The organism is Bradyrhizobium sp. USDA 4011, from assembly GCF_054063415.1.
In genome coordinates this window covers 2,605,350-2,623,418 of sequence record NZ_JBSSGG010000001.1, presented here as the reverse complement: position 1 = coordinate 2,623,418, position 18,069 = coordinate 2,605,350, and the positions used below count along the sequence as shown (strand labels likewise).

Below are 18,069 nucleotides of genomic sequence, written 5' to 3'. Positions count from 1 at the left end.
CATCGCTGCCTCGCACGCCTCAGGCTTTGACCAGATCCCCGAGCAGGTTCGCCGCCACCGTCAGCTTGGCGAGCGTCATGCCGCTGGCCGCGATCTCCTCGACCGAGCGGCGGATGCGGGTCGCTTCGGGGTGGGCCGCGAGCCAGGTCTCGACAGCCTGCTGGCCGGACTGCCCGGTTGCCAGCATATCTGCGGCCAGTCTTCTTTCGGCGCTAGCGATCTGCTCAACGGCGCGATCGATCGCCATACGTTCGAAATAATCGTTTGCCGGCACGCTGCGCGCGGCGGCGACGATGTGGTCGAGGCGGAAATTCGCTTCGGCGGCGAAGAAGGTCGCGGCGGCGTCGCCGATGGGGCGGGCGGTGCGCTCGGCGACCGTCACGATATCGGGTGCCGAGACCAGAGCGTCGAGATCGGCGAGTTCGCCGGCGAGGCCGGCCGGGACGCCGGCATCGGTCAGGTCCTGCCGACGCTTGGCACGTGCGGCCTGCAAGTCCGGCGGCAGCGCGGTGTCGAGCCCTGCGACGATCTCGCGGATAGCCGGGCCGAAGCGCGCGATGACGGCCTCCAGCCCGTCCTTGAAATCAACATTGCGCACGTACCAGACCATGCGGGAGAGCAGGAGGTCCTGGACAGACGCGTAGAGGGACAGCTGCACCTGCCCGTCGATGCAGGCATCGAGTGCATCGATCGCGTCACTGAGCCACTTGAGCCCGTAGCATTCATCGACCGCCACATAGGCCATGACGATGGTCGGGACATCGGCGTCCGTCTCGTCGATCAGGCGCACGACACAGGCCGGGCCGCCGCGGTTGATTACCGCATTGGCGAGGCTCGTCGCGATGATCTCCCGCCGCAGGCGGTGGAATTCGACCGCTGTCGGGAATTTGTCCTGAACCTCGCGCGGAAAATACTGGGATAGTTCTCGGGCAAGATAGGGATCATCGGGCACGCTGGTGACGAGCAGGTCATCGTGAAGCGTCAGCTTGGCGTAGGCGAGCAGCACGGCAAGCTCGGGCCGTGTGAGGGAATGGCCGCGCCGTGTGCGCTCGGTGAGCGTTGCGTCATCGGGCAGGAACTCCACCGCGCGGCTGAGCAAATCGCGCTGCTCGAGCGACTGCATCAGGCGCGTGAGGAAGCCGGTCTCGGCCACGCCCTTGCGTTCGGCGAGCGAGAGCGCCAGCGACTGCAGATAGTTGTTGCGCAGCACCAGCGTGCCGACCTCGTCGGTCATCGCGGCCAGCAAACTGTTGCGGTCCGCGGGGCTGAGCCGTCCCTCGCGCTCGAGCCGCGCCAGCGCAATCTTGATATTGACCTCGACGTCGGACGTGTTCACGCCGGCCGAGTTGTCGATGGCGTCGGTGTTGAGCTTGACGCCCTTCTGCGCCGCCTCGATGCGACCGCGCTGGGTGACGCCGAGATTGGCGCCTTCGCCGATCACCCGGGCCCGCACGTCGCTGCCCGTGATGCGGATTGGATCGTTGGCGCGGTCGCCGGCCTGATCGTCGCTTTCCGCGGCGGAGCGGACATAGGTGCCGATGCCGCCAAACCACAGGAGATCCGCGCGCGCCTTCAGGATTGCCGTCATCACCTCGAAAGGCGTCGCTTGCGGCTTGTCGAGATCGAGCAGGGCGCGTACCTCTGGAGCGAGCGGGATCGCCTTGAGCTGGCGCGAGAACACGCCGCCGCCCGCCGAGATCAGCGACTTGTTGTAGTCCTGCCAGCTCGATCGCGGCAGGTCGAACAGGCGCTTGCGCTCGGCGAGGCTGATCGCAGGATCAGGCGAGGGATCGATGAAGATGTCGCGGTGATCGAAAGCCGCCACAAGCTTTGTCGCTGGCGACAGCAGCATGCCGTTGCCGAAAACGTCGCCGGACATGTCACCCACGCCGACCACGGTGAACGGCATGGTCTGAATGTCGGTGCCGAGCTCGCGGAAGTGGCGCTTGACAGCTTCCCAGGCGCCGCGGGCCGTGATCCCCATCTTCTTGTGGTCATAGCCCTGGCTGCCGCCGGAAGCGAAGGCATCGCCGAGCCAATGGTTTTTCTCGGCCGAGATCGCGTTGGCGACGTCGGAGAAGGTGGCGGTGCCCTTGTCGGCGGCGACAACGAGGTAGGGGTCGTCGCCGTCGTGGCGCACAGTGGAGTCGGGCGGCACGACGATGTCGCCGTCGAGATTGTCGGTGAGCTCCAGCAGCGAGCGAACGAAGATGCGATAGGCTTCGGTGCCTTCCGCGAGCCAGGCGTCGCGATTGGCAGGCGGCGGCAGGCGCTTGGGCACGAAGCCACCCTTGGCGCCGACCGGCACAATCACGGCGTTCTTGACCTGCTGCGCTTTCACGAGGCCGAGGATCTCGGTGCGGAAATCCTGCGGCCGGTCGGACCAGCGCAAGCCACCGCGCGCAACCTTGCCGAAGCGCAGGTGAATACCTTCGACACGAGGTGAATAGACGAAGATCTCGTAGAGAGGTCGTGGAGCCGGCAGGTCGTCGATCCGGCGCGCGTCGAACTTGAAGGAGATCACCGGACGCGGATGTCCATCCTCGCCGATCTGCCACAGATTGGTGCGAATCGTCGCCTGCACCAGGTTGGTGAAACGGCGCAGGATGCGGTCCTCGTCCAGCGAGGCGACGGATTTGAGCTGCTCCTCGACCTCGGCAAGCAGGGCCGTCTCGCGTGCCGAGCGCTCGGCATCCGTGGAGGCGAGGCGCGGATCGAGGCGGGTCTGGAACAACGCGACGAGGTTGGCCGTGATCGCGGCGTTCTTGCGCAAGGTCTCCCACATATAATCCTGGCTGAACGGCGCGCGGATCTGGTGCAGGTAGCGGGACAGTGCCCGGATGGTCGAGACTTCCCGCCAGCCCAGGGCGGTGCGCAGGATCAGGCCGTTGTATCCATCGGATTCGGCGTGATCGCGGACCACTGCCATGATCGAGGCTTCAAGGCGATGGCTGAATTCGGGGCTGATCGTGATCGGCTGGCCGTCGCTGGCCTCGATCGTCATCTCGTGGAGCCAAACCGGCGGAGGCGCCGGCGTGGCGCGCGGCGCGATCTGATAGGTGCGTTCGTTGACCACGTGCAGGAAGTGATTTTCGATCACGGGCACGCGGTAGGACAGCGACAGGGGCGCGCCGTGCGAAAACACCCTCAGTCCGAAGCGCTTGGGATCGGCCTCGCTTTCGTCACGGTAAACCGAAATCGCCACGGGGCGGGTTGGCGTAAGCTTTTCGATGGTGGCGATATCGGTGATCGCCCGTTCCGCGCTGAACACCTCGGTATAGCCGCCGCTAAACGCCTGGGCATATCGGTTGGTGAGCATGCGCGCCCGCATGCCGTCGGTAGAGGCAGTGAGCGCGGCCTTCAGCTTGTCGGCCCACGTCGCGGCAATGGCGCTGATCCCGGCTTCGAGCGTGGCGCGTTCGACGACGGGAGTTTTGCCGTCATAGCGTCCGATGATGTAGTGGACGCGCACAAGCGCCCCTTCAGGGAACGAAACGTAGGAGGCCGACAGCATCCCCTTGTAGACCTGCGACAGGAAGGCCCCGACGCGGGTGCGGACGTTCGTGTCGTATTTCTCGCGCGGAATGAAGGTGAGGATGGAGACGAAGCGATCGAACTTGTCCACCCGCGCCAGCGCCCGGACGCGCGGACGCTCGTAGAGGATCAGGATCTCCATGACGAAATTGTAGAGCGTGTCGACGTCGACCTGGAACAGTTCGTCACGCGGATATTCTTCGAGAATATGCATGAGGGCCTTGCCCGAATGGCCGTTCGGGTCGAAGCCGGCGCGTTGCAGCGCGCGCGTCACCTTGTGGCGGACATAAGGGATCTGCCGTGCGGAGCGGGTATAGGCGCCCGAGGTGAACAGGCCGACGACCCGCAATTCGCCCTCCAGCCGGCCGTCGGGCGTATAGAGCTTGATGCCGACATAATCCATGCGAATGCGACGATGAACGCGGCTGGAGACGTTGGCCTTGATGACGATGAGCAGGGTGGGGTCGTGCATGAACTCGCGTATTTCCGACGTCATCACCACCATTTCGCTACCGCGGCGCAGGACCTTCGCATCCGGATCGCGGAGGACGCCGAGGCCTTTGCCGGTCGTGATGTCGTCGGATGCATCGCTGTCGGGCGAGAAGCGATATTCGCGCACGCCGAGGAAGGTGAAATTGTCCGCGCACAGCCATTGCAGGAACTGGTTGGCCTCGGCGACCTCGTCGATCGGCAGCGGCGGGGGATTGGAAGTGAAAGTCTTGATCGCGTCCTCGACCCGGTCGCGCATGGCACGCCAGTCGGTGACGCAGGCGCGGACGTCGTTCAACGTCCGGGTGAGGCCGTCGATCAGCTTCTGGCGATCAGCATCGGCGTCCAGGCGGGTAATGTGGAGATGAATCAGGCTTTCCCGCGTGCCGTTTGCTCCCTCCGGCAGCGCTTCGCCGTGGAAGCGCAGGAGCTTGCCTTGGCTGTCGCGCTCCACCGCGAGGATCGGGTGAGCGACGAGGGTGACTTCGATGCCTTGCTCGGCCAGCTCCGCCGTCGTGGAATCGAACAGGAAGGGCATGTTGTCGTTAAGAATCTCGAGCACGGAAATCTCGCGCCCGTCCGGCATCATCGGATTGACGACACGGATATCGGCGCTGCCGGCCGTACGCTGCTGCACGTGCTCCCAGGCTTGTTCCGCCAGGAAGGCCAGCGACTGGGCATCGTGATTGGCGAGGTCCTCGACATTGGTGTAGCCGAACAGAAGTTCGGCAAAGCTCCGGGGCGCCTTGCCCGGCTGCACGCTTCCCGCTGCATCGCGGATCAGGATCGAACGGGCCTTGTCGTCACGCCAAGCCATCACGTCCTCCATTTGCCGCGCCGTCCGATCGCAGCCGCGATCATCGGCTTGATTCTGGAGTGCATCGCTTCGAGCGCCTCAGCCTTGACCGCGATCGAGCGCGTCCGCGAAATCCCCGGTCTCAAAGCTGCGACAACTCCCGTCGACAATACTCCGATCCCAAAGCTATCCAAGGCGGATGCTGTCGTGAGACGTGCCGGGATGCCCTGCTGCAGCGCGTGAGGCCGAAGGCGGGGCTGGCGGCCGACGGATCATGGGGGTAGACAAAATCACAAGCAATTTCAATTGTGTATGAGTACGCAATTTTGTTTTGGGGGGCGCGCCAAATATACTCTATTCCACGGCATTGTACGATACGGCTCCATTCGTGAGCGCATTCCTGCTCGACGACTGATTGATCACGCCGGCCGCCTGAGCAGTTGCCGCCTTGTGCTCATTCGTGTCCCGGTGACGGAGCTTCGAGCACTCATCGCGCCTTGGCGGGGCAATCCCTCCCACGAATCAAGCGGCGAGCGTCCCTCGTTTCCGCTATGATCAAGCCATGACGATCGGGATTACCGGACCCGGCCCGAAGGCACCACGGCAAAGTGGCGTGGTCAGGCTGATCGTTGCGGCCGTCGTCATCACGATTGGCCTGATCCTGCTCTCGCTCGCGAGCGACTTCCTGGTCGATTGGCTGTGGTTTTCCGCGGTCGGCTACCTGCAAGTTTTTTTGACCGCGATCGGCGCCAAGGCGACCGTCTTTTTCGCCGTCTTGGCGGCGACCGCCGTCGTCCTCTGGCTGAACGGAGTGCTGGCGGCGCGGTTTGCCATGTCGCAGCCGCGACAGATTCCAGCCGCCCCGTGGAAGGTGGCCGGTGTTTTGCCGCCGCCCCCCGATCCGTCCGCAATACTGCGCGATCGACTGACCCGGCCCTGGTTCATCGCACTCGGTGCGGGTTTGCTCGGCGTGCTGGTTGCCGCAAGCGAAGCCGGTAATTGGGGCATCTTCCTGCAGTTTCTCTACCAGGTGCCCTACGGCGCGGAGGATCCGCTCTACAACAAGGACATCGGCTTCTACCTCTTTTCGCTACCCGCCTATCTGGCGATCAAGAACTGGATGCTGCTCGCAATCGTCCTGAGCGCGCTGTTTGCCGGAGCGATCTATTGGGCGCGCAGCGACATCGCGTACGACGTCCACAACCGATCAATCTCGCCGACGGTCATCGCGCATGGCTCGGCGCTGGTTGGCCTTCTGTTCGCGGTGAAGGCCTGGTCCTATGGTCTCGACCGCTATCTGCTGCTCTACGGCGACAACGGTGTCGTGGTCGGGGCAAGCTACACCGATGTCCATCTGGGGCTGCCGGCTCTGTGGCTGATGATCGGGCTCTCGATCATCGCGGCGGTCATCGCATGGGCCAATCTGCGAGCCCGCACCTACCGGCTTCTTGCCGCCGGGTTCATCCTGGTCGGCGCCGGCTCTGTCGTGCTGTCGAGCATCGTCCCTTCGCTGTTCCGGCACTTCGTCGTCAAACCGACGGAGTTGCAGCTGGAGAAGCCCTACATCGAACGCAACATCGCGCTCACCAGGCAGGCCTACAATCTCGACCGGATCGCAGCCAAGCCGTTTGCAGCCGAACAGCGGCTGACCTTCAAGACGCTGGAAGCCAACAAGGCCACCATCGACAATATACGGCTATGGGATTGGCTGCCGCTGTCGGATACCTACGCGCAACTGCAGGAGATCCGTACCTACTACAAATTCCACGATCTCGACGTCGATCGCTATTGGCTCGACGGCTCCTACCAGAGCGTGATGCTCTCGGCCCGCGAACTGCGGGCCTCCCTGCTGCCGGCAAACGCCCAGACCTGGGTCAACCGACACGTGCTGTTTACCCACGGCAACGGCGCGGTGATGAGCCCGGTCACCCGCAAGAGCCCGGAAGGACTGCCGTTCTTCTATTTGCGCGATATTCCGCCCGTTGCAGAAGGCGGTCCCAAGATCGAGGAACCGCGCATCTACTACGGCGAAGAGAGCGACGACTACGTCATCGTCAAGACCAGCATCCCGGAGTTCGATTATCCGAAGGGGAAAGACAACGTCTATGCGGCCTATGACGGCAGTGGCGGTGTTCCGATCGGAGCATTGGGATGGAGAACGCTGTTCGCTTACTATTTCAATGACGCGAACCTGGTCCTCTCAAGCTACATCACGGCCGACAGCCGGATCATGATCCGGCGCAATATCCGGGAGCGGGTGCGCACGATCGCTCCGTTCCTCAGGCTCGATCATGATCCCTATCTGGTCATCAGCAACGGGCGGATGTTCTGGATGCTGGATGCCTACACCACGAGCTCCTATTTCCCCTCCGCGCAGCCTGTGCCGGAGCTTGATCTCAACTACATCAGGAATTCGGTGAAAATTGTTGTCGATGCCTATAACGGGACGGTCGATTTCTATCTGATCGACCCACGCGACCCCGTTGCAGCGACCTACCAGCGCATCTTTCCGAGCCTGTTCAAGCCGTTCACGGCCATGCCCGCGGATTTGCAGAAGCACATACGCTATCCGGAGGATCTGTTCCTGATTCAGGCGCGGCTGTATCAGACCTACCACATGGAGCAGGCCGAAACTTTCTACAACCGCGAGGACTTCTGGCAGTTTCCGCGACAGCCGGGCGGCGATGGCACCTCGGTGATGACGCCCTATTACATCATCATGCGGCTGCCCGGCGAGCCGCAGGCCGAGTTCTTTCTGATGCTTCCCATGGTGCCGAGCCGTCGCGACAACATGATCGCGTGGCTCGCTGCGCGGTGCGACGCCCCCGACTACGGCAAACTGATCGTCTACGAATTCCCGAAGGACAAGCTTGTCTACGGGCCGTTTCAGATCGAGGCGCGGATCAACCAGAACACCGAGATCTCGCAACAACTCACGCTGTGGAATCAGATGGGCTCGCGGGTGATACGGGGAGCGAACCTGCTGGTGATCCCGATCGAGAACTCGATCCTTTATGTCTCGCCGCTCTATCTGCGCGCCGAGCTCGGACACCTGCCGGAGCTGAAACGCGTGATCGCAGCCTACGGTGAGCATGTCGTGATGAAGGAGACGCTCGCCGATGCCCTGGCCGCGCTGTTCGCAGAGCCCGGTGCGGTGCCGGCCGTTTCAAACGCACCGGAAGCGGTGCCCCCTGCGGGCGGGGCGGCGAGCCCGGCGCAGCAGGCGCTCGATCGCTACAACCAGGCGGTGGAGCGATTGAAGGCCGGAGACCTGAGAGGTTTCGGCACGCAGTTCGATGCCCTGCGCGAGCCCCTGGAGGAAATGAACCGGCGCTCCGTCGGTCACTAATGTGCGGGGAATTGTGAGCGCAGAGCGTCGCGCGTTCCAGCTCAGGATCGCGCGGGCGCGTCGCCAGCAAGCATCTCAAATCCAGTGGCGCCTGCCGCCAAAACCGCGCCCGATCAATCGCAGGATCAGCAGAAGTACACCCTCACGCCGCTGCGACCAGCACCGGCTGCGCCGGGCGTCTCGTGATCGTCAGTGACAGCACGGCCGCGACGATGCCGGTCAAGCCTGCGATCATGAAGGCCTGCAGATAATCGCCCTGGGCCGAGCGCATGAAGCCGGCGAAGAACGCGGCGCAGGCGGCGCCGAGCTGATGGCCCGCGACCACCCAGCCGAACACCAGCGGTGCGTTCTTGTCGCCGAACGCCTCGTTGGCGATGCGCACGGTCGGCGGCACGGTCGCGATCCAGTCGAGACCATAGAACACCGCGAATACCGACAGGCTGACCAGCGAGAAATCGGAGTAGGGCAGGTAGATCAGCGACAGGCCGCGCAGTCCGTAATAGAAGAACAGCAGCTTGCGCGGATCGAAGCGGTCGGTGAGCCAGCCCGAGAGCGTCGTGCCGAACAGGTCGAAGAACCCCATCAGCGCGAGCAGGCTCGCCGCCTGTACCTCGACGATGCCATGGTCGCCGCAGAACGCGATCAGATGGGTGCCGACCAGCCCGTTGGTGGTGAAGCCGCAGATGAAGAAGGTGGCGAACAGGAACCAGAACGCCCGCGTCTGCGCGGCGCGCGCGAGGTTTGAGAACGCGGCGGTGAACGGGTTGCCCTCGGCCTTCGGCGCGGCATGATCCTCGTGCGGGCTGCCGAACGAGCGCAGGCCGACCGACGCGGGCCGCTCCGGCACCAGGAAATACACCAGCGGGATCAGCGCCGCGCAGCACGCGGCCACCGTCAGCACCACCGGCTTCCAGCCGCCCCATTCCACCAGCGCCGCGAGGCCCGGCATGAAGATCAGCGTCCCGGTCGCGGTCGACGCCGTCAAAAGCCCCATGACGAGGCCGCGATTGGTGGTGAACCAGCGATTGACGATGGTGGCGCCGAGCACGTTGGCGACCGCGCCCGAGCCGATGCCGGACAGCAGTCCCCAGCTCATGAACAATTGCCACGGCGCGGTCATGAAAACGCTGGCGCCGGTCGAGGCCGACATCAGCACCAGCGCGCCCAGCACCGTGCGGCGGATGCCGAAGCGCTGCATCACGGCCGCGGCGAACGGGCCCGCGAGGCCGTAGAGGAAGATGCCGACGGCGGCCGACGACGAGATCACGCCGACATCCCAGCCGAACGCCTTTTGCAGGGGCAGCATCAGCACGCCCGGCGTTGAACGCAGGCCGGCGGAGGCGAGCAGCGCGAGGAAGATCACGGCGACGACGACGAAGGCGTAGTTCTGGCCGAACGGCCGTCTCGAGGTGGCGGCGGGTTGAATGGAGGCATTGGGCATGTTACTTACCGGTACGTATTGCGATGCGGCATGTATACGTACCGGTCAGTAACATTGTCAAGCGTGCCCAGCGCAAAATCTGGAGGGAGCCGTCATGAAGAAAACCGTCGCGCCGTCTGCGGAACGCCCCGCGCGCGCCGCCGACCGGATCCGCGCCTCCGCGCGCGAGCTGTTCTATCGCGAGGGCATCCGCGCCGTCGGCGTCGACGAGGTGGTCGACCGCGCCGGCGTCACCAAGCCGAGCCTCTATCGCAGCTTCGCCTCCAAGGACGATCTCGCCGCCGCCTATATGCGCGATTACGATCTGGCCTTCTGGGAGGAATTCGAGAAGCCCGGCGGCAAATCCTATTCGGATGCGCGCGAGCACGTGCTCGCCTACATTCGTGACCTGTCGACGCGCGCGGTGCGCAAGGGCTATCGCGGCTGCGGCCTCAGCAACGCCACCGTGGAATATCCGGCGCGGGACAATCCCGCGCGGCAGGTCGCCGAAGCCCACAAGAAGCTGTTTCGCAAGCGCCTGCGCGAGCTCGCGGCCGGCATGGGCGCGCGTCACCCCGCCGTGCTCGGCGATGCCCTGCTGCTGCTGATCGAAGGCATCTACGTCACCGGCCAGCAGTCGGAAGACGGACCGGCGCAGTCGGCGCTCGCGGCGGCGAAGCTCCTGATCGATGCGAGCGTCGCGAGGGGTTGACGTTGAGCGGCGCCGCAGGTCCACCTCTCCCTCGGGAGAGGTCGGCGTGCCACGCCGGGTGAGGGGTTACGGTCCCTCCCGTACCGATCAGGACCGTAACGCATCGATGGCGTGGGCAACGAGAATGCCGACGCTCACTATAATCAAAAGGGAAATTATCACGTTAAACATGGGCTCTACGAAAGCGTCCGGCCCATAATCAGTCAAAAGATTTCGCGCCATCGCGCTTGTTTCGTGCGCCACTGATGCGCTCACGACACGGAATAAAAGCCGCCCTGGCATCCCTCAGGGAGCGCCACCATGCTCCCACAATTTCAGAGGGATTTTTCCCATGCTGTTGAAATCGATTGCTGATTGCCTGTGGCCTGTTGCTCTTCTCCGCGAACGCTCCGCGGGAGTACGTCGTCCGCCACGCGAGCAACCTTCTTTCCTTGCCAGGCCAATCAGCCGGCTCACGACCAGCGTCGAAACACCAGGCTGGCGTTGACGCCGCCAAATCCAAACCCGTTCGAGATTGCGTGGTCGATCGGCATCGGCCGCGCGACGTTCGCGACCAGGTCGATGCCCTGCGCGGCCGGATCGGCGTTCTCCAGGTTGAGGGTGGGCGGCGCCACCTGATCGCGCAGCGCCAGGATCGTGAAGATCGCCTCGATCCCACCGGCAGCCCCAAGCAGATGTCCTGTCGCCGACTTGGTCGCGCTGACGGCAACGCTTCCCTCGCGCCCGAACACGCGCTCGATGGCCGCGAGTTCGCTGAGGTCGCCGACCGGCGTCGATGTCGAATGCGCGTTGAGATGCTGGATCTGGTCAGGAAGCAAGCCGGCCTGCCGCAGCGCCGCCTCCATCGCGCGCCGGGCGCCGTCGCCGTCTTCGGGACCCGCGGTGATGTGATAGGCGTCCGCCGTCGTGCCGTAGCCGATGAGCTCGGCGATCGGCTGCGCGCCGCGCCGCAGCGCGTGGTCGAGTTCCTCGATGACGAGGACGCCTGCGCCTTCGCCCATCACGAAACCGTCGCGGTCGCGGTCGAACGGCCGCGAGGCCCGGGCCGGCGTGTCGTTGAACGACGTCGAAAGCGCCCGCGCCGCCGCAAAGCCGCCGAGGCTCACGGGATCGATGCAGGCCTCCGTGCCGCCGCAGATCGCAATGTCGGCCTCATTGGACCTGATCAGGCGCGCGGCATCGCCGATCGCCTGCACGCTCGCGGCGCAGGCGGTCACCGGCGCGCCGATCGGACCCTTGAAGCCGTATCGGATGCTGATGTGCCCGGCCGCGAGATTGGCCAGGAAGGAGGGAACGGTGAACGGCGACAGCCGGCGCAGCCCGCTCTTCTCCGCGGTGCGCACGGCATCCGCGATCGCGGGAAACCCGCCGATGCCGGATGCGATCACGGTCGCGGTGCGCACCTCGGCAAGCGCCTCGGCCGGCATCCAGCCGGCCTGCGCCACGGCTTCCGCCGCGGCCAGCAGCGCGAACAGGATGAACCGGTCCATCTTCTTCTGGTCCTTGCGCGGCGCCGCCAGATCAGGATCGAAGCCGCCCTCGGCATCGGCGGCCCTGTCAGGGACCTGTCCTGCGACGCGCCCCGGCAGCGCCGCCGCCCACGCCGGCAATGCCGTAAGCCCCGAACGCCCCGCAAGCAGCCTCGACCAGACCAGTTCGGTGCCACAGCCCAGCGGGGACACCGTCCCCAGGCCTGTTACGACAATTCGACGCATGGTGCTCCTGTTGCGGTTGCCGGCGCGCCCGGGACTTGAGCGGCCGGGGTTTCGAGGTTGCGTTTATATATGATGATCATCATTTATTGTCTCGACCAGCGTGACGTCAAGCTATTGCGTTCCTTCTCAACGCTCCCTTCGTCTAGCGGTTAGGACGCGACGCGGCCCTCTCAAGGCTAAACAGGGGACGATTGCCCTACCGAGCGTCAGAGACCTGCCGCTGCACTCTTCTTGCGGTTGAGTTTGCGGCTCTCTACATTCCGAGCCATTCACAGCTTGCGACGTCGATGGAGCGACCTCGGGAGGCCGCGCACTCATGAACACTTTGTTTGATAACGCTATTCAGTCCATTCAGCTCGGGATCGAGGATTACGAACACAATGATCCTAAGCGGGCACTCTCGGCCGTCCGGAATTTCTATGCCGGCACGCTGCTACTGGCAAAGGAAGTCCTGGTTCGTGCGGCGCCGAAAGCCGACGTGAAGGCGATCATCGGTTCCAAGTTTGTCCCTGTCCCGGATGGCAATGGTGGCGTGATCTATGAGGCGAGCAACAAGACCGTCGATTTCACCGAGATCGGCGATCGCTTCAAGGCGTTCGGCCACAAAATCGACAAGAGCGCGTTGGCGGACTTGAACAAGATTCGGAACGACATGGAGCACTACTACACGAACGCAAGCGGTAAGAAGGTTCGGGAGGCGATCGCACGCGCGTTCCCGGTTATTGTCGAGCTATTCAAACAGTTGCATGAAGCGCCTCGAAAGCACCTCGGTAAGTGCTGGGATACCATGCTAGAGGTGAAGACGGTCTATGATCACGAGCTCGCCGAATGTCAGGCGAGTTTCGACAAAGTCGACTGGAAGTCGAGCGCAATGGCAAACGCCGAACGGGTCTGTCCGAAATGCGACTCCCGCCTGATTCACCAGAAGAACCCGCACAACACAGTGCACGAAAACGCTGACGCGATGTGCCGCCAATGTGGCGAAGATCTTGATGCATACGAGGTGCTCGAAGCCGCCCTCAAGGAGCACTTTGCTGGTGACAACTATATCGCCATGACTGATGGTGGTGAAGAGTCTCTGGCCACCTGCCCTGAGTGTAGCTACGAGACGTATGTAATGAGCGAAGACGAGCGCGGCTGCGCTTGGTGCCAGCTAGAGCTCGATAAATGCCAACGGTGCTTTACGTCGCTCACGCCGAGCAACGTCTCCTGGGATTCGCACCGGTTCTGCAGCTATTGCGATCACGTGATGTCCAAGGACGACTGAGGCAGCACGGGGCAACAGTCAGAAGAGGGCTGGCGCCAGCTGACGCCTTTTGTAGCGAAGCTGTTGATCGATGCGAGAGTGGGGAACCGTGAGAGGGATGAGAGTCTGGTGCCGGCGGCAAAGTTGGTAGGGTAACCCCGCTTGAGCTTTTTATATCCGAAATTTCAATGATATAGGAGTGCGCGGTGTTATGAGTGGCACGCCAACAAGAGCAATCCTTATTAACCGGGGTATTGGGTAGTTTTTTGGGCCAATGGTCTCAGGGAGTCCGGTAAAGCTAGGGTGCTACTTTCAGTTGTGGTCACACACACAATCCATCTACCCTTGGCAATGGACCAGCCTGGACGCGCACGGCAAGGTGCGGCTGCTCTACGAGGTGAGTGAGTGGGACGGGTATGTTGACGTTGACGTGCCCGGAGGCCCGTATTTCTGGGACGAGATTACACTTCAGCGAGACGTCAAACCTCTGATCGAGGCGAAGTTTGAGGTTCGCAAGCGAGTGTATAATCAACTGCCTGCATTCGTTACCGCGTTGGCCAAACACTACGCGATCGATCCAAATAAGCTGACCGATTGGGGCGAGGAGATTCCGTTCTAGGCGATGCGACAACGAGCCGGGCGCGCACGCAGCGCCCGGCTTAGTGCGCTCATCGCTTCATTCGTGGCTTGCTGTTGCTGTGGACCGCACCGGGCTCGTGATGAATTGAGAAACGAAGGTGCATGCGGCTAAGGGGAGATTGCGGTTGCGTAGCTGGCAGCCTCCTTGCCGCGCGCATTAACCTCGCTTGGGCCGCCCAATAGGCAAAGCGGCTCTTGTCACGGCATGAGCCTAAGGTTCTCGATCTGGATCAGATAGACGGCGAATGCCGCTACATCTGCACGCGGTTCATTGGTCCGCTGTCCCATTATCTGGTGGTGAGTGGATGCGAGCATATTTACACCCCTGGATTGCGAGAACTTTGTGAATGAGGCTTCATCCAAGGTGCGCCTGCGAGGGTTGCGTAGATGAATCGCGCCGCAAGCTGCACAAGATTGCCCGGAAAACAGCGTCACCTCATCCCGTCCAACAACCTCCGCACGTCCCCCAACAGCGCCCGTATCTCCCTCCGCTCTTCGATCGCATCCTTGGTGAACAGGCCGTGCTTGCGCGCGTTCCGGTTTGCCCTTGGCGCGCCGGATCCCTTTGCGCCGCCGTGCATGCGGCAGCGCCTCTTGCCGTGCACCGCCGGCGCGCGGCACGCACCGCCGCAGCGGGTTTTGGCGCCGCAGCGCGGGCTCGCCCGCATCGGGCCGATCGTGCCGCTGTGACCGCTCATGCCTGCGCGTCCTGCCCGGCACCGGCGCAATCATGCCGTCGCCTGGAGCCCGCGGGCCTCAGCGCCCGCGCCGCGGGTGCCGGCGGCTTGTCCGAGACGATCACGTTCGCATGCTGGGTGACGTTGCCGACGATGGCGTTGCCGCCGTCCTCCACCTTCACGTTCTGCACGGTGATGGCGGGCTCGCGCTGGCTGCGGTAGCGGGTCAGCGCGTCGATCTGGGCGGGAAACGTGCGGGTGAGCCGGCCGAGCGCCCGCGCGGCGCTGTCGTGCTGGGCGAGGTCGTCGGCATGCGCGAGGTGATGGGCGCAGCGCATCGCCATCACATGAACCGAAACCATCTGCGCCACCAGCATGGCCTCGACGGAATCCCGTGGGCCAATGCTCTTCACCATCGAGATCATGAAGGCGAGATTGACCTTGCACGCCTTGCCGCCGCTCACGCTGGCCTTGACCAATTGCCGCAGGATGCCCTCCATCGCGTCGCGATCGGCGACGCCCAGTGCGTTCGCCATCAGCTGTTCGCCGAGCTTCGGGTCGGGGTGGTCGATGGCGTATCCGCGCGGCGAGAGCTTTATCCGTGGGGCTGTGGCAGCCGGGGTCTGATCGGTTGCGGCCGCCGTTGTCGGCACGGCAATGTCAGGTGCAGTGGTCACGCGCGCGGCACGCGCACAGGCGATCGCTCGCTGCGGGCGCCGGCGCGATGTCGGTTGTGAGGAGGGTTTGGGCGCAAACGCACCCGGCGCGCCCGCTGGTGCGGGCGAGGGGGCGTTTGCACGATTTCGGAATATTGGAAAAATACCCCTGAGTTGCCCGACGTGTCAAGTTGCCTCGTCGAACGCTGGCCGCCGCCGCTCCTTTGCATGGGGTTGTTTTCGATATTTTGGCGGCGCGCCCAGCGGCGGGGCGTTCCGGCACCATCACCCGCAGTCATGCCGGCAAGGCACGGGGCGATAACCGGCCGGCGGGTACCGCGTGCCGATCGGATCATTATACTGGCCGGAGCGTTGCGACCGAGGCGCGGCCGGACCGCCGGCCTGCAGATGAAGGAGATGAGATGAGCGAAACCATTGGCTACCCCGATCCCGGCCTCGATCTGTCCGATGGTTTCAAGCCGCATACCTCGCATTGGGGCGTGTTCTCGGCGCGGCTCGGCCAAGCCGGCCTCGAAGTCCGGCCCTATGGCGGCGATCCCGATCCGAACCGCATCATCAACAACTTCCCCGGCGCGCTGCGTCACCAGGCGCGCATCGCGCAGCCGGCGATCCGCCGCGGCTGGCTCGAGCGCGGTCCCGGGCCGGACGATCGGCGCGGCCGCGACGAGTTCGTCTCGGTCAGCTGGGAGCAGGCGCTCGACCTGCTCGGCGGCGAGCTTGCGCGGATCCGCGACACGGTCGGTCCCGGCGCGGTGTTCGGCGGCTCCTATGGCTGGTCGAGCGCGGGCCGCTTCCACCACGCGCAGAGCCAGGTGCATCGCTTCCTCAACATCGCGCTCGGCGGCTATGTGCGTTCGGTGAACAGCTATTCCTCGGGCGCGTCCTCGGTGCTGCTGCCGCAGATCCTTGGCGGCTACGAGGACATCACCAAGCGCAACGTCACCTGGGAGCAGATCGCCGCGGAAACCGACATCGTGCTGGCATTCGGCGGCATGGCGCTGAAGAACTCGATGGTGGCTGGCGGCTCGATCAGCAAGCATGTCGAGCGCGGCGCCATGGAGGCGGCGCAGCGGCGCGGCTGCCGGTTCATCCTGGTCAGCCCGCTGCGCGACGATCTGCCGGTCGAGGCCGGCGCCGAATGGCTGACGGCGGTGCCCGGCACCGACACCGCGCTGATGCTCGGCATCGTCCACACCCTGGTCGCCGAAGGCCTGCACGATCAGGCCTTCCTCGATCGCTACACCGAGGGCTGGCCGGTGTTTTTGCGCTATCTGACCGGCGAGGCCGACGGTGTGCCCAAGAGCGCAGAATGGGCCGCCGCGATCTGCGGCATCGATGCCGGCACCATCAAGGCGCTGGCGCGGCGGCTCGCCGGGCGGCGCGCGCTGATCACCGTGTCGCATTCGTTGCAGCGCGCCGAGCATGGCGAGCAGCCGGTGTGGATGGGCATGGTGCTGGCGGCAGCCCTCGGCCAGATCGGCCTGCCCGGCGGCGGCTATGCCTATTCGCTCGGTGCGATCGGCTATTACGGGCGTCGCGTCAATGCCGTGCCGGGGCCGACGCTGGGGCAAGGCCGCAACGGCGTCGCCGACTTCATTCCGGTGGCGCGCATCGCCGACATGCTGCTCAATCCCGGCACCACCTATCGCTACAACGGCGAGACGCGCGTCTATCCGGACATCCGCCTGGTCTATTGGGCCGGCGGCAACCCGTTCCACCATCACCAGGACCTCAACCGCCTGCGCAAGGCCTTTGCGCGGCTCGACACGCTGGTGGTGCATGAACTGGCCTGGACCGCCACCGCGCGCCACGCCGACATCGTGCTGCCCTCGACCATGACGCTGGAGCGCGAGGACATCGGCTATTCCAGCAACGATCCCTTGATGGTCGCGATGCACCGGATCGCCGAGCCGTTCGGCCTCGCCCGCGACGACTACGAGATCTTCGCCGATCTCGCCGACCGGTTAGGGGCCCGCGAGCCGTTCACCGAGGGACGCACGTCGCGGCAATGGCTGGAACATCTCTACGAGCCGACCCGCGAGGCGCTCGCCGCGCGCGGGCTGGAGGCCCCTCATTTCGAGGAATTCTGGCAACGCGGCAGCCTGGTGGTGCCGCAGCATCTCGACGACGGCGGCTCGCTGCGCCGCTTCCGCGAGGACCCGGTGGCGCGGCCGTTGCCGACGCCGAGCGGGCGGATCGAGATCTTCTCGCAGAAGATCGCTAGCCATGGCGACGCGGACTGCCCGGGCCATCCGGTCTGGCTCGCGAAGACCGATACGCCGACATCAGGTGCGCCGTGCTTTCTGGTCGCCAATCAGCCGGTGACGCGCCTGCACAGCCAGCTCGACTTCGGCGGCCACTCGCAAGAGGCCAAGCATCGCGGCCGCGAGGTCGCGCGCATGAACCCGCGCGACGCTGCGGCGCGCGGCATCACTGATGGCGACATCATCCGCATCTTCAACGCCCGCGGCGCCTGCCTTGCCGCGGTGCTTGTCACCGACGGCATCGCGCCCGGCGTGGTGCAGCTGCCGACCGGCGCCTGGTATGACCCGATGGACCCCGAGGAGGAGGCGCCGCTCTGCGTCCACGGCAATCCGAACGTGTTGACCCGTGACATCGGCACGTCATCCTTCGCGCAGGGCTGCACCGGCCAGCTCACGACGGTCGAGGTGGAGCGCTTCAACGGCAATTTGCCGCCGATCCGGGCGTTCGATCCGGCGTAGCCGGGGGACTTACGGCCGATCACGAACAAATCATCGGCGGGCGCTGGATGGCGCCCGACCGTTCGGCTACGGCATCACCGGATCGCCCCTGA

At 64.5% G+C, this 18,069-nt stretch carries 10 protein-coding genes; 5 read left to right on the top strand and 5 right to left on the bottom strand.

Annotation, left to right across the window (positions count from 1 at the left end; translation table 11 throughout):
• Positions 1–19: 19 nt before the first annotated feature.
• On the bottom strand, positions 20–4,852 hold the full coding sequence (locus ACVW1C_RS12255) for an NAD-glutamate dehydrogenase (RefSeq protein ID WP_456758637.1): 4,833 nt from the start codon (positions 4,850–4,852) through the stop codon (positions 20–22).
• A gap of 529 nt (positions 4,853–5,381) precedes the next feature.
• On the opposite strand from ACVW1C_RS12255, the gene ACVW1C_RS12250 reads away from it, so the two are divergent.
• A complete protein-coding gene (locus ACVW1C_RS12250; RefSeq protein ID WP_456758636.1) occupies positions 5,382–8,168 on the top strand; it encodes a UPF0182 family membrane protein in 2,787 nt (928 codons plus the stop codon).
• A 142-nt stretch (positions 8,169–8,310) separates the two neighbouring features.
• Here the strand turns inward: ACVW1C_RS12250 and ACVW1C_RS12245 are convergent, their stop codons facing one another.
• A complete protein-coding gene (locus tag ACVW1C_RS12245) occupies positions 8,311–9,609 on the bottom strand; it encodes an MFS transporter (protein ID WP_456758635.1) in 1,299 nt (432 codons plus the stop codon).
• A 94-nt stretch (positions 9,610–9,703) separates the two neighbouring features.
• Here ACVW1C_RS12245 and ACVW1C_RS12240 point away from each other — a divergent pair, with 94 nt between their 5' ends.
• A complete protein-coding gene (locus tag ACVW1C_RS12240) occupies positions 9,704–10,300 on the top strand; it encodes a TetR/AcrR family transcriptional regulator (RefSeq protein ID WP_456758634.1) in 597 nt (198 codons plus the stop codon).
• 452 nt (positions 10,301–10,752) lie between these two features.
• On the opposite strand, the gene fabF is transcribed toward ACVW1C_RS12240, so the two are convergent.
• Positions 10,753–12,015 (bottom strand): beta-ketoacyl-ACP synthase II, encoded by a 1,263-nt coding sequence (gene fabF / locus ACVW1C_RS12235; protein ID WP_456758633.1) that lies wholly within the window; start codon positions 12,013–12,015, stop codon positions 10,753–10,755.
• Between the two features lie 316 nt (positions 12,016–12,331).
• On the opposite strand from fabF, the gene ACVW1C_RS12230 reads away from it, so the two are divergent.
• Both ACVW1C_RS12230 and ACVW1C_RS12225 read left to right on the top strand, forming a co-directional pair.
• A complete protein-coding gene (locus ACVW1C_RS12230; RefSeq protein ID WP_456758632.1) occupies positions 12,332–13,282 on the top strand; it encodes a hypothetical protein in 951 nt (316 codons plus the stop codon).
• A gap of 358 nt (positions 13,283–13,640) precedes the next feature.
• Entirely contained in the window at positions 13,641–13,880 is a 240-nt protein-coding gene (locus tag ACVW1C_RS12225) for a hypothetical protein (protein ID WP_456758631.1), read from the top strand.
• A 451-nt stretch (positions 13,881–14,331) separates the two neighbouring features.
• Here ACVW1C_RS12225 and ACVW1C_RS12220 read toward each other — a convergent pair whose 3' ends face one another.
• Together ACVW1C_RS12220 and ACVW1C_RS12215 are read right to left on the bottom strand one after the other, a co-directional pair.
• Positions 14,332–14,598 (bottom strand): HGGxSTG domain-containing protein, encoded by a 267-nt coding sequence (locus ACVW1C_RS12220; protein ID WP_456758630.1) that lies wholly within the window; start codon positions 14,596–14,598, stop codon positions 14,332–14,334.
• Positions 14,595–15,254: a hypothetical protein gene (locus ACVW1C_RS12215; RefSeq protein WP_456758629.1), complete on the bottom strand. Its 660-nt coding sequence runs from the start codon at positions 15,252–15,254 to the stop codon at positions 14,595–14,597. The genes ACVW1C_RS12220 and ACVW1C_RS12215 overlap by 4 nt, the downstream gene beginning before the upstream one ends.
• 401 nt (positions 15,255–15,655) lie before the next feature.
• On the opposite strand from ACVW1C_RS12215, the gene ACVW1C_RS12210 reads away from it, so the two are divergent.
• Entirely contained in the window at positions 15,656–17,977 is a 2,322-nt protein-coding gene (locus tag ACVW1C_RS12210) for a molybdopterin guanine dinucleotide-containing S/N-oxide reductase (RefSeq protein WP_456758628.1), read from the top strand.
• Positions 17,978–18,069 lie beyond the last annotated feature (92 nt).